General features: G+C 65.0%; 10 protein-coding genes. 6 read left to right on the top strand and 4 right to left on the bottom strand.

Annotated features, from left to right (window positions below; genetic code table 11):
• Nucleotides 1–4 precede the first annotated feature (4 nt).
• Nucleotides 5–2,203: an FdhF/YdeP family oxidoreductase gene (locus tag G5C33_RS07535; protein WP_165328750.1), complete on the top strand. Its 2,199-nt coding sequence runs from the start codon at nucleotides 5–7 to the stop codon at nucleotides 2,201–2,203.
• A 258-nt stretch (nucleotides 2,204–2,461) separates the two neighbouring features.
• Here G5C33_RS07535 and G5C33_RS07530 read toward each other — a convergent pair whose 3' ends face one another.
• Nucleotides 2,462–2,761, bottom strand: a complete 300-nt coding sequence (locus G5C33_RS07530; RefSeq protein WP_165326654.1) for a hypothetical protein — start codon at nucleotides 2,759–2,761, stop codon at nucleotides 2,462–2,464.
• 4 nt (nucleotides 2,762–2,765) lie between these two features.
• Complete coding sequence (locus G5C33_RS07525) at nucleotides 2,766–5,198, bottom strand: PQQ-dependent dehydrogenase, methanol/ethanol family (RefSeq protein WP_165326653.1); 2,433 nt, start codon at nucleotides 5,196–5,198, stop codon at nucleotides 2,766–2,768.
• Nucleotides 5,199–5,358: 160 nt separating this feature from the next.
• Between G5C33_RS07525 and G5C33_RS07520 the strand changes: the two genes are divergently transcribed.
• The 4 genes from G5C33_RS07520 to G5C33_RS07505 are packed head-to-tail and all read left to right on the top strand — an operon-like array spanning nucleotide 5,359 to nucleotide 9,744.
• Nucleotides 5,359–6,099: a CoxG family protein gene (locus tag G5C33_RS07520; RefSeq protein WP_165326652.1), complete on the top strand. Its 741-nt coding sequence runs from the start codon at nucleotides 5,359–5,361 to the stop codon at nucleotides 6,097–6,099.
• The gene (locus G5C33_RS07515) at nucleotides 6,096–6,965 is read left to right on the top strand and encodes an FAD binding domain-containing protein (protein WP_165326651.1); all 870 of its coding nucleotides are present in this window, start codon (nucleotides 6,096–6,098) and stop codon (nucleotides 6,963–6,965) included. The genes G5C33_RS07520 and G5C33_RS07515 overlap by 4 nt, the downstream gene beginning before the upstream one ends.
• The gene (locus tag G5C33_RS07510) at nucleotides 6,962–7,435 is read left to right on the top strand and encodes a (2Fe-2S)-binding protein (protein ID WP_165326650.1); all 474 of its coding nucleotides are present in this window, start codon (nucleotides 6,962–6,964) and stop codon (nucleotides 7,433–7,435) included. Before G5C33_RS07515 ends, G5C33_RS07510 begins: the two co-directional genes overlap by 4 nt.
• Complete coding sequence (locus G5C33_RS07505; protein ID WP_165326649.1) at nucleotides 7,432–9,744, top strand: xanthine dehydrogenase family protein molybdopterin-binding subunit; 2,313 nt, start codon at nucleotides 7,432–7,434, stop codon at nucleotides 9,742–9,744. Before G5C33_RS07510 ends, G5C33_RS07505 begins: the two co-directional genes overlap by 4 nt.
• 164 nt (nucleotides 9,745–9,908) lie before the next feature.
• Here G5C33_RS07505 and G5C33_RS07500 read toward each other — a convergent pair whose 3' ends face one another.
• A complete protein-coding gene (locus G5C33_RS07500; RefSeq protein ID WP_165326648.1) occupies nucleotides 9,909–11,096 on the bottom strand; it encodes a cytochrome P450 in 1,188 nt (395 codons plus the stop codon).
• A gap of 43 nt (nucleotides 11,097–11,139) precedes the next feature.
• Between G5C33_RS07500 and G5C33_RS07495 the strand changes: the two genes are divergently transcribed.
• Nucleotides 11,140–11,700, top strand: coding sequence for a TetR/AcrR family transcriptional regulator (locus G5C33_RS07495; RefSeq protein ID WP_165326647.1), 561 nt, complete (start codon nucleotides 11,140–11,142; stop codon nucleotides 11,698–11,700).
• Here the strand turns inward: G5C33_RS07495 and G5C33_RS07490 are convergent.
• Nucleotides 11,690–12,382 (bottom strand): PilZ domain-containing protein, encoded by a 693-nt coding sequence (locus G5C33_RS07490; RefSeq protein WP_165326646.1) that lies wholly within the window; start codon nucleotides 12,380–12,382, stop codon nucleotides 11,690–11,692. The genes G5C33_RS07495 and G5C33_RS07490 overlap by 11 nt on opposite strands.
• Nucleotides 12,383–12,839: the final 457 nt, after the last annotated feature.

Raw genomic sequence — 12,839 nt, 5'->3', positions numbered from 1 at the left:
GTCGATGCGCGGTATTGCCAGCATCGCGCGCCAGGAACGCCCCTCCTCCGATGCGCTCGACACGCTGCGGCGATTGAACAAGCCGGGCGGCGTCATGTGCACCTCCTGCGCCTGGACCCGCCCCGCCGACACGCACATCGTCGAATTCTGCGAAAACGGCGCCAAGGCGACTCTGTGGGATCTGACCAGCCGGCGCTGCACGCCCGAATTCTTCGCCAACCACAGCGTCACCGAACTGCGTGAGTGGAGCGACCATGATCTGGAGCAGGCCGGGCGACTGACGCACCCGATGCGCTACGATGCCGCAAGCGACAAATATGTCCCCGTCGGCTGGGAAGAGGCGTTCGCGCAGATCGGCAAGGCGTTGCAGGCGCTCGATCCGCAATCGACGATCTTCTATGCCTCTGGGCGGGCCAGCCTCGAAACCAGCTATCTCTACGCGCTGTTCGCCCGGCTCTACGGCCACAACAATCTCGCCGACAGCTCGAACATGTGCCACGAAACCACGTCGGTGGGACTTAAGAAAGTCACCGGCTCGGCGGTCGGCACGTGCTCGCTCGACGATTTCACCAAATGCGACGCGATCTTCTTCTTCGGTCAAAATCCGGGGACCAACAGCCCGCGTCTCCTCCATCCGCTGCGCCAGGCAGCAAAGCGCGGCTGCCGGATCGTCACCTTCAATCCGATCCGCGAAAAGGGGCTGATCGAATTCCGCAATCCGCAAAGCCCGATGGAAATGCTGGCCGGCGGCAAGACGCGGATATCGGAACTCTATTTTCAGCCACGGCCCGGCAGCGACATCGCCGTAATGATGGGCATCTGCAAATATGTGATCGCCGAGAAGGACGGCGCACTGCTCGACACAGCGTTTCTCGAAGAACATTGCACGGGATTCGAGGCATTCCGCGCAAAGGTGGAAGCCACCAGCTGGGAAGATATCGAGGCCGAAACCGGGCTGTCGCGCCACGATCTGAAACAGGCGGCGGATGTCTATTGCAACGCCGATCGCGTGATAGGCGTCTATGGCATGGGCGTTACCCAGCATGTCCGCGGCTTCGAAACCATCGGCATGTTCGTCAATCTGCTCGCGCTGCGCGGCAATATCGGGCGCGAGGGCGCGGGCATGTCGCCGGTCCGCGGACACAGCAACGTGCAGGGCCAGCGCACCGTGGGCATTTCCGAAAAGCCCGAGCTGGTGCCGCTCGACCGCTTGCGGAGCATCTTCAACTTCGATCCGCCGACGCAACCGGGGCTGGCGACAGTCGAAGCGTGCGAAGGCATGATTTCGGGCAAGGTGAAGGCCTTTATCGGCCTGGGCGGCAATTTCGTGCGCGCCATCCCCGAAACCGAACGGATGGAAGCGGCGTGGCAGAACATGGCGCTGACCGTTCAGATCGCGACCCGGCTCAACCGCAGCCACCTGATCAACGGCAAGAGCGCCTGGCTGCTCCCCTGCCTCGTCCGGTCCGAAGCCGATGTTCAGGCGGGCGGGCCGCAGGTCGTTTCGATGGAAGACAGCATGAGCCAGATCCATGCCTCGATCGGCAAGGCGAAGCCCGCGAGCGCGTTCCTCAAATCCGAAATCGCGATCATCGCCGGTATCGCCAAGGCGACGCTGCCGCCCAAGGACGAAATCAAATGGGACGAATGGACCGCCGACTACGGCAAGGTCCGCGACCTGATCGAAGCGACCTATCCCGACATGTTCGCCGACTACAACACGCGCATGTACCAGCCCGGCGGCTTTTTCCGGGGCAATGCCGCGCGCGAGCGGATCTGGAAAACGGACAGCGGCAAGCTGGAAATCACGATGCCCGAAGGGCTGAACAGCTGCGGCTTTGCCGACGCGCCGGGCCGGTATCGCCTGATGACGCTCCGTTCGAACGATCAGTTCAACACGACGATCTATGGCTATTCGGACCGGCTGCGCGGGATTGAGGGTACGCGCGACGTGCTGCTGATCAGCCCCGCCGAAATGGAGGCCGCCGGGCTGGTCGCCGGGCAGCTGGTGTCCCTGGTCAGCGACGCGGAAGACGGCATTCACCGCGAAGTCGGCGGGCTGGCCGTCACCCCGTTCGATCTGCCGCGCGGTTGCGTCGCGGGCTATTATCCCGAGCTCAATCCGCTGATCCCGCTGTCGCATCACGACAAGCTGGCGCAGACGCCCGCGTCGAAATCGGTGCCGGTGCGGATCGTGGCCTAGCCGGCGGCAAGTCGCGCTCACATCGCCTGTGAACTCGTCATGCTGGACTCGTCTCCGCATCCACCGTGCAACAATCGCGGGCTTCGCCAGCGGCGCGGTGGACCCTGAAACAAGTTGGCACTTATCCCCTTCGGATATGTAAAGCCCGGTTTCATCGTCCCCCGCCAAGGGGAGGACAGAATTTCCGCCTACGTGTCCCGAAGGGGATAAAGGCCAAACGAGCTCAGGGTGACGAAAACACTTGGCTGCCAACGCCGCCTAGCGCCGCGTTCCCGTCATCGGAAACGTCCCGAACGGTCCGCTCTTGCACTTGCCCGAGAAGCTGTCGCCGGTTTCGTCGAGCGCCACGTCATATTCGAGCGTCATCGGGAACGGGATCTTGGACTTGCCCTTGAACCGGGCGTGATCGCCATCGACAGTGCCCTCGACTTCCATCGCACCCTGCGAGGCCGACAGCGTCCCCTTCAACGCATCGCCCGCCACGCTGAATTCGGCCGTCGCGGTCTGCTTGCCGACAGGCGCGTTGATCACGATTTCCCAGGTGCCTTCGAAACTCATACCCTCATTCCTCTTCCTTGCGCGTGCCTGACACCGGGAAAGTGCCGAAGGGCCCGCTTTTCGATTTGCCCGACAGGCTGTCCCCATCGACCACCAGGTCATATTCGATGGTCATCGGGAAGGGCACATTGCTCTTGCCCGAGAACTTGGCTCGCCCGTTTTCGACGGTGCCAGAGACATCGAGCGATCCTTGCGACGCCGCCACAGTCCCGGTGATGCGATTGCCGTCGACACTCAGATTTGCCACCGCCTTCTGCTCGCCCACCGGAGAGTCGATCGACAGGTCCCAACTGCCGGCGAAGGAGCCGTTGCCCCTCCTTGCCTCCTCCTTCGCCGCTTCGCGCGCCGCGGCCAGCTCGGCCGGCATCTGTTGCGCGCGGGCACGCAGGAACTGGCGGATCGCGGCAACCTCGCCATCGGTCAGCTCGGGAAAGCCCGGCATCCCGCTGCTCAGCAGCGCACCCTCCTGCACCACCGCGGCAAAGGCATCGGCGTCGGTGATATAAGGCGACTGGCGTAGATCGGGCGCGCTGCCGCCGCCGACAGCGTTCCAGCCGTGACAGGCGATGCAGCCCTTCATCCCGTAGGCAACCGCGCCTTGCGCGGCGAGATCGGGGTCAGGCGCATAGTCCGGGTCCGCGACCGGCTCGAGCGGCGCCGGTTCGAAGTCGGGCACGCTGTCCTCGCCGTCGAGCGCGAAGGTGAGGATGCGGCGCGGCATGCGATAGTCGGTGCGGTAATTGGCGAGACCGGTGGAAAGGATGCCGCCCCCCGATGCGCCGCTGCCGGTGATCACCGTCACATATTGCTTGCCGTTCACGCGATAGGTGATCGGCGGCGCCACCACCGGCGACTGGGTGGCGAAGCTCCAGAGCTGCTCGCCGGTCTTCGCGTCATAGGCCACGAACTGGCCGTCGATCCGCCCCTGGAAGACCAGGTCGCCCGCAGTCGCCATCGTCCCGCCCGGCCAGTTGCCGGGCAGCTTGACGCGCCACGCCTCGGTCTGCGTCACCGGATCCCATGCCTTGAGATAGCTGGCGCGGCCATCCTCCAGATCGGGATCGGGCACGGCATTGACCTTGAAATCGCCCAGCCCGGTCGGCGTCGTCATCGGCACATTTTCGTCGCCGATCAGCGATCCTCCCTCGATCACCGGAATATAGACCAGCCCGGTGCGCGGGCTGTAGCTTTGCGGCAGCCAGCTATGCGCGCCGCGCAGCCCGGGCCACAGTTCGAACATCCCCGGCTTGCCGTGATAGCGGATGCCCGGATTTTCGACCGGGCGGCCATTCTCGTCGATCCGCTCGGCCCAGGTCACCTTGGCGATCTTTTCGGCCGAGATATATTCGCCGGTCGCGCGGTCGAGCACATAGAAGAAGCCGTTCTTCGGCGCCTGCATGATGACCTTGCGCTCTTCACCGTCGATTTCGAGCGTCGCGAGCGTCATGTCCTGCGTCGCGGTGCAGTCCCACTGCTCGCCGGGGCAGACCTGATAGTGCCAGACATATTCGCCGGTATCGGCCTTCACCGCCACGATCGAGGCAAGGAAGAGATTGTCGCCGCCGCCCGGACTGCGCAGCGCCTGGTTATAGGGAAAGCCGTTGCCGACGCCGATATAGATCAGATCGGTTTCGGGATCATAGGTAAAGGCGTTCCACGCAGTACCGCCGCCGCCGAGCTTCCACCATTCGCCATTCCACGTCTTCGCCGCCATTTCCTGCGCGGGATCGCCCTTATTCTCCTCCGGGCTGCCCGGGACGGTGTAGAAACGCCACACGCGCTCGCCGGTCATCGCGTCATAGGCGGAGGCATAGCCGCGGATCGCGCTGACGTCGGCGCCGCCATGACCGATGATCAGCTTGCCGTCGAAAATGCGCGGCGGGCCGTTGATGTAGCGCATCTCGCCTTCGGGGAAGTCGCGCTTGGTCCAGATCGGGTTGCCGCTCTCGGCATCGAGTGCGACGATCCGCCCGTCCTGCGTCGCGACGAAGACGCGGTTGTTCCAGTAGGCGATGCCCTTGGGCCCCCAGCCCATGCGCAGCTCGATGCCCGACTGTTCGCGCGTCTTCGAATCCCAGTCCCACAGCAATTCGCCGTTGGTCGCGTCGAACGCGCGGATATGGCTATGGCCGGTCGTGACGAACAGCTTGCCGTCGGCGGCGACCGGCTCGGTCAGCGTGTTTTCGGGGTCGAGATCGACATGCCAGGCGAGCTTCAGCCGATCGACCGACTTGGTGTCGATCTGGTCGAGCGGGCTGTAATGCTGCTCGCCGTCGGTGCGGCCCCAGACGGGCCAATTGTCGGCATCGCCCATCGCCGTCGGTTCGGGCGGTGCGCTTGCCCCGCCGCAGCTGCCAAGTGCCAGCGCGGCCGATGCGATCAGCGCGATGCCTCCAAGGCGCGTCAGCCCGTCGCGAACGCGGCGCAGCGAAACCATACTCCCCTCCCCACTCCTGTTCCGGTGGCAAGCACCGACCGGGCGATGCTTCCCGACCGCCCGGATTATCCTGTTTCGGGCTGTTGCCCTAAGCTCGGCAAACGGTGTAGCCAAGCGAAATATAAGCCACTGTGTCTCATAACCGGGTGAGGGAAACAATATGCAGATGACGGGGGAACAGCGGATTTCCGCGCCTCGCGAGCGGGTTTGGGAGGCACTTAACGACCCGGCGATATTGAAAGCATGCATTCCCGGCTGTCAGTCGGTCGAGAAGCTGTCGGACACCGAGTACAAAGCGACGGTGGCGATCAGGATCGGTCCGATCGGCGCGAAATTCGACGGCAAAATCGCGCTTTCGGACCTCGACCCGCCCAAAAGCTGCACCATCACCGGCGAGGGCCAGGGCGGCGGCGCGGGCTTTGCCAAGGGCGGCGCCAAGGTGCGGCTCGACGAAGCCGATGGCGGGACGCTCCTTGCCTATGATGTCGACGCGCAGGTCGGCGGTCGGCTGGCGCAGGTCGGCGGCGCGTTGATCGACGCGACGGCGAAGCGGCTGGCGGGGCAGTTCTTCAAGAAATTCGGTGCGGTGCTGGAGGAAGGCGTGCCGCAGGAGGAAGCCGCTCCCTCCCCCGCCCCGGCACCCGAAAGCACCGGGGACATCGTCAATCACGAAACCCGTCCGCCGAGCCCGCCCATCCCGGCGCCGACGACGCAGAGCCTGCCGGTCGGCTGGATCCTCGCGATCCTCGGCACGCTGGTGTTCGGTTTCCTGCTCGGGCGCGCCACCGGTGAGGCGCCCGGCGACTGGGCCGGGCTGGCGATTGCCGTGACGGTGATCGCGGCGGCCGCGCTCGCCTTCGAACTCGGGCGCCGCAACGCGCCCGGGGAGCCGCGCCGATGAAACCCGCACCGTTCGACTATGTGAAGCCCGAAACGCTCGAGGAAGCACTCGAACATCTCGCGCAGGCGGGACCGGAGGCGGCGATCCTCGCGGGCGGGCAGACGTTGCTGCCGCTGCTCGCGCTGCGGATGAGCACGCCGTCGCTGGTGGTCGATATCAACGGCATCGCCGAGTTGCAGGGCTTCTCGCATGGCACTGACGGGCTGAAGGTCGGCGCAGTGACCCGGCAGGCGGCGGCGCTGGGCGACGCGACGGTGGCGGAGCATTTGCCGATCCTCGCCCACGCCATTTCCCATGTCGGCCATGTCCAGACGCGCGCACGCGGGACGATCGGCGGATCGGTGTCGCTCGGCGAACCGGCAGCCGAACTGCCTGCGACTGCCGTGGCGCTCGGCGCATCGGTGGAAGTGCGCTCGGCGAGCGAGAGGCGGATGATCCCGGCCGAGGAGCTTTATTACGGCCCCTACACCACCGCGCTCGAACCCGAGGAACTGGTGACAGCGGTGCATTTCCCGACGCTCAAGCCCGGCACCCAGCCCTTCTTCCGCGAAATCGCGCGGCGGCCGGGCGATTTCGCGCTGGTCGGGCTGGTCGGCACAATTTGTGTCACGAACGGCAAAGTCGCCGACGCCAGCATCGCCTGGTTCGGCATGGGACCGATGCCGATGAAGTCCTATCGCGCCGAAGCCGCACTGATCGGCCAGGCACCCGAGGGGCTCGATTTCGCCGGCATCGCCGAACTGGCGGTCGCCGACACCGACCCCTTCGACGATCACCACGCCACCGCCGACTATCGCCGAACGGTGGCCAAGCGCGCGCTCGCCCGCGCGCTCACCGAAACGCTGAATGTGAGGCAGGCGGCATGAGCGAGCATCGCATCGAAACGAAGGTCAACGGAGAGGCCGTGGCCGCGCATGTCGAGGCGCGCGAAACGCTCGCCGATTTCCTGCGCGGAAAACTGGGGCAGACCGGCACCCATCTCGGCTGCGAACATGGCGTATGCGGCGCCTGCACCGTGATCGTCGACGGCGCGCCGGTGCGCGCGTGCCTGATGCTCGCGGTACAGGCCGACGGCACTGCGATCACCACCGTCGAGGGGCTCGCCGATCCCGACGGCACGCTCCACCCCGTCCAGCAGGCATTGCGCGACGAGCACGGCCTGCAATGCGGCTTCTGCACGCCGGGCATCGTGATGACGCTTGCCGCGCTGACCGCCGATGGGGCCAAACCAGCCGAGGATGCGCTCAAGGACGCGCTTACCGGCCATATCTGCCGCTGCACCGGCTATCAGGGAATCCTCCGCGTCGCGCAGCGTCTGGCGGGAGAAGCGGCATGAGCGAGACCAAGGTCGCCGCCGCGCGCTTCGTCGGCCAGCGCATGCCGCGCACCGAGGACAAGCGCCTGCTCACCGGCAAGGGCGTGTTCGTCGATGACGTCAGCTATCCCGGCATGCTCCACATCGCCTTCGTGCGCAGCAATGTCGCGCGCGGGACGATCAAGTCGATCGACACCGATGCCGCGCGCTCGATGCCCGGCGTGCGGGCGATCTACACCTATGACGATATCGCGAAGTTCGACATCGAAATGGTGAGCTTCTACCTCGTCTCGCCACCGCCCGGGCCGAAAGTGACGGCGCTGGCAAACGGCCGCGTCGCGTTTGTCGGCGATCCGGTGGCGATGGTCGTTGCCGACAGCCGCGCGCTGGCGGAGGATGCCGCCGCCGCCGTATTCGTCGATATCGACGAAGAACCGCCCGTGGTCACGATCGAGGACGCCAAAAGCGGCGCCCCCGTCCACCCCGATGTCGAGACGAACGTCGCCGCCGAAGCGGGAGTCGAGGAAGACGAAGACCTTGAGGAAATGCTGTCGGGCGCGGCGCATCTGATCACCGGCACCGTCCGGCATCAGCGCATCGCGCAGGCGCCGATGGAAACGCGCGGCGTCGTCTTCGCGCAGAACGGCAGCGACATCACCATCCATATCGCCTGCCAGAGCCCACACATGGTCGCGCGCTATGTGGCGATGGCGTTCCGCCTGCCCGAAACGGGCATTCGCGTGCTTGCCAAGGATGTCGGCGGCGCTTTCGGACTCAAGGTCCAGCCGTGGCGCGAGGAAATCGCGGCGATGGCGGCGGGGATGCTGATCGGACGCCCGGTGAAGTGGATCGAGGATCGCCTCGAAAACCTCACCGCCGCCTGCCCCGCGCGCGAACAGATCTGCACGCTGCGCACCGGGTTCGACGAGAATGGCGTGATGGTTGCGAGCCATGTCGATTACGCTGTAAACAACGGCGCCTATCCGCATTCGCCCGACGCCAATCTCGCGGTCCCAATGTTCCTCTGGGCACCGTACAAGATGCCGCGGCTCGGCTTCATCGCGCGCGGCTGGCACAGCAATACCGGCGGGCTCGCCGCCTATCGCGGCCCCTGGGCGATGGAATCGCTGGTGCGTGAAACGACGCTCGACATCGCCGCGCGCAGGATGAAGATCGATCCGATCGAATTGCGCCGCCGCAACATCGTGACGCGCGCCGATCAGCCGACTTTCTCGTCGATGGGCATCCCGCTGGAAGACGTAACGCCCGCCGAATGCCTCGAACTGCTGCTCGAGAAGATCGACGTCCCCGCCTTCCGCAAGGAACAGGCCGAGGCACGCAAGGCTGGCCGCTATCTCGGCTTCGGCTGCGCGACCTATATCGAGCCGACCGGCTCCACCGCCGTCCCGGTGATGGCGAGCGAAATGGCGCAGCTTCGCATCGAGCCCACCGGCAAGGTGAGCGCGATGATGAGCACCTTCTCGCAGGGGCATGGCACGCAGACGACGATGGCCCAGGTGATCGCCGATCACCTCGGCGTGCCGTTCGAGGACGTCACCGTGTTCGAAGGCGATTCCACGCGCGCGGGCTTCGGCCCCGGCGCGGCGGGCAGCCGTCAGGCCGTGGCGGGCGGCGGCGCGGCGATCAAAACCGCCGACATATTGATCGAGAAGATCAAGCGCCTCGCCGCGCATCTGCTCAACGCGACGCCCGACGATGTGCGCATCGAGGACGGCAAGGTCATCGTCTCCGGCACCAAGGAAATGACCCGCAACCTCGCCGACATTGCCGAGATCGCGTATAACGAGCCCGACCGCCTGCCCGAGGGCATGGAGCCGGGGCTGGAGGCGCAATATCGCTACAAGGGCCCGGCGATGGTCTTCGCCAGCGCCGCGCATGGCTGCATCGTCGAAATCGACGCCGAGAGCGGTTTCGTCGAGATCAAGCGCTGGGTGGTCGCCGAGGATTGCGGCGTCGTGATCAACCCCGCCGTGGTCGAGGGACAGGTCGCCGGCGGCGTCGCGCAGGGGATCGGGCAGGTATTGCTCGAAAACCTCGCTTATGATGCGTACGGCAATCCGACCGCGGCGACGTTCAAGGATTATATGCTGCCCGGCATCACCGACGTCCCGGTGCTCGAATTCCACCACATCACCACGCCCTCGCAAGCCGAAGGCGGCTTTCGCGGCGCGGGCGAAGGCGGCAACATCATCGGCCCGCCGACGCTGGTGAATGCGATCAACGACGCGCTGGCGCCGTTCGGGGCGGATTTGCTCGATCTGCCGCTGACGCCGTCGAAGATACTGGCGGCGATGGAGGGTGCGGGCTGACCGGTGTCGCACGCCTTAAGCGTCGCCCCTGCGCAGGCAGGGGCCTATTTCTGCCGATTTCTGCGCAACGCCTGACACGGACAGCTCCGCCATTGTGTCAAGGTGCAGGTCATTACGGTACAGACATGGGCCCCTGCCTGCGCAGGGGCGACGGCATGCTAAGTTTAACACACCACGATCGCATTGCGCAGCTCGTAACTCATCAGCGCGCTGTTCCACGTCATATCGGGCGCGCGTTCAAGCTTAAGGCCCGGCACGCGCATCAGCGCGTCGATGAAGATCCGCGTTTCGTGCAGCGCGACCTGCCAGCCCGGACAGGTATGCCCGCCATCGCCGAAGCTCAGGAAATTGCCGTTGCCCTTCACGCGCTCGGCACGGTCGGGATCGATCGCGAAGGGGCAGGCCCCCACCGACGCAGCATCGGTGTTCGAGGCGCGGATATCGAGCGCGACCAGCGCGCCGGCCTCCAGTTCGCCATTCGGCGTCTCGATCGCCTCGGTCGCGCGGCGGTGCACCATCGCGGCGACCGGTTCGAGCCGCAGAATTTCCTGCAATATCGCGATCTGCCCGTCATCGTCGCTCGCCAGATAGCGTTCGACAAGGTCGGGCCGCTCGAACAGGTGCCAAGCGACCATCACGATGAATTCGCGCGTCGTCACCATGCCCGCCGCGCCATAGGTCATGCATTCGATCAGGATCGCCCGATCCGAATAGCCTTCGTCGATCAGATGCGAGATGACGTCATCGCGCCGTTCCTTGCGCCGCGCGCGGATCGCCGGGCGGACTTCCGTCCAGTAGAAGACCGCAGTCTTCGACGCGGTCCCGATCCCGGCGATCGCGCCCGCCAGTCCGCGTTTGCGATTGGCGGTCGCCGCCGACAGGCTCGCCTCGATCCGCCGCGAAAGCTTCTTGAGGTCGCCATCGGCGAGCCCGACAATCTCCGCCGCAACCGCGACCGCCAGCCGGAAGCTGATTTCATCGAGCTGCGCCCGGCCGTTCGCGCGCAATTCGCCGATCAGTGCCTCGGTAGTCCGCTCCATCACCGCGCGATGCCGCGTCGTAACCGCCTTGGGCGTGAAGAAACGCGCGATCGCAGCACGCTTCTTCCGGTGCGGCGCACCGTCGAGATAGAAGACCGGGGCATGTTCGGGATTGCCGGTATCGACAAATTCCGCCCCCGCCCCCGCCTGCCGCGCCACCGGGCTGCGCAGGATATCACGCGCGAAGGCGAGATTGCCGATCCGCTGCGCGCCCGCATCGGGACGCGCAAAGCGATCGGCCAGCGGCGCCGATTTACGGTCGTCCCGATTTGCTGCAATAGGGCAGGCTTGCGTTTCCGGCGCGGTGCTCATGCTGCGTTGTCCATAATTATGATATAGGGTGTATCATATAATCATGACCGACCCCGCGTCAACGCGTCAGGACGCCCGCGTGGTCCGCACGCGCGAAGCATTGCGCCGGGCGTTGCTGACGCTGCTCGAAAACCAGTCCTTCGATCAGATCACCGTGCGCGATATCGTCGCGCAGGCGTCGGCGGGATACGCGACCTTTTTTCGCCACTACAAGGACAAGCAGGAGCTGCTCAGCGATCTGGCCGCCGGGGAGATCAGCGAATTGCTGACTCAGGCCGTGCCGGTGCTGTTCGAAGCGGATACGCGCCAGGCATGCCGGACGCTGTGCGAATATGTCGGCCATCGGCGCGAGCTGTGGGCCGCGCTGCTCACCGGCGGCGCGGCGGGTGCGCTGCGCGAGGAACTGCTGCGCCAGGCGGGAAGCATCCAGCCACCCGAACCGATCGAGGAGAGCTGGCTGCCGGCCGATCTGTCGGTCATTTTCGGCGTTTCGGGGATGCTGGTGATCATCAGCTGGTGGCTGCGCGACCGGCCGGACATGCCCGTCGAGCAAGTCGCGAAGATCCTCGATCAGCTGGTCGTCACGCCCGCGCTCACGCGGTGAGATATTGCTGGAGCGGCGGCTCCCCGTTCGCAACGGTCAGCGGGACATCCAGCGGCTGGCGCGCCACTGCCCATTGCGCGAGCGTGGCAAAGGCAATCGGGCGGAAAAAGCCGATCTCGGCCATGCCCTCGCCCTGCCACAGGATATGGCCGCGATGATTGTCGAGACCGCTCACCTCGAGGAACATGTCTTCTTCGCAACGCAGCGCCGGCCAGACGAACCGGGCGCCCGTCGTGGCGACGCTGTGCACCGCAACCGACGCGCTTTCCTGCGAACAGCGCAGGACGCCCGTCGTCGGAATATCGAGTAGCGGAAAGCGCAGCCGCTCGGCAGCCGGGGACGCCATGAAGGGCGGGTTGAGCACTTCGGAAACATCGATCTCGCGGTCGAATCGCACGCCGATATGCGGCGGATCGGCCCAGACGACCATGCCGTCGATCCGGTTGTCGCCGGTCAGTTCGACACAGATTGCCGAGCCGACCGGCACCGCTTCGTACACCCGCGCCTTTAGGCCGCCGGCGGACAGATTCTTGACGAGGATCAGCCGCTGAACATTGCCGATCCGCATACGCGCGGTACGATAGACGGTCAGATGCCGCGACGTCGACCGCCGCTCAGGCACCGCAAGCTTCATACCGGGCGTCATTTCGCCACCCCGGGGGCGGCTGGCATCCCGATCCATTTCCGTGATCCTTCGCAAACGGTCAAACTTACGTTTTGGCCACTGCGACCCCTGCGACTTTCATTGGTCGTCTCGATATCCATATCCAACGACGAGTCTTAACAAATTACTAATGCGAAGTATGCTTCAGTATAACATGGATCAATACCTGTAATTAAATTACAAATTGCGACAATAAATACAAATACCGGCATAATAGCGCGCCCAAACCATACTTGCGCAGAACGACTGAAAGCTTCCGTAGATATTCGATTGTTTTTCATACAGCTAAACCCGGCTTCCGGGCGCAACTGTGGCAGATCCCTGAAGAATTCGAGCAAGATTAACCCATGCTCACCGGCACCGTCCGCAGCCAGATCGACAAGCTGCGCGTCTCCCTATGGTCCAACGGCGTGTCCAACCCGCTGACCGGCGTCGAACAGATCATCTAGCTGCGCTTCGCCAGGCGCATCGACGA

The organism is Sphingosinithalassobacter tenebrarum (assembly GCF_011057975.1).
Taxonomy (GTDB): domain Bacteria; phylum Pseudomonadota; class Alphaproteobacteria; order Sphingomonadales; family Sphingomonadaceae; genus Sphingomonas; species Sphingomonas tenebrarum.
The sequence above is the reverse complement of the archived record's forward strand: the minus strand, read 5'-3'. Positions and strand labels throughout refer to the sequence as shown.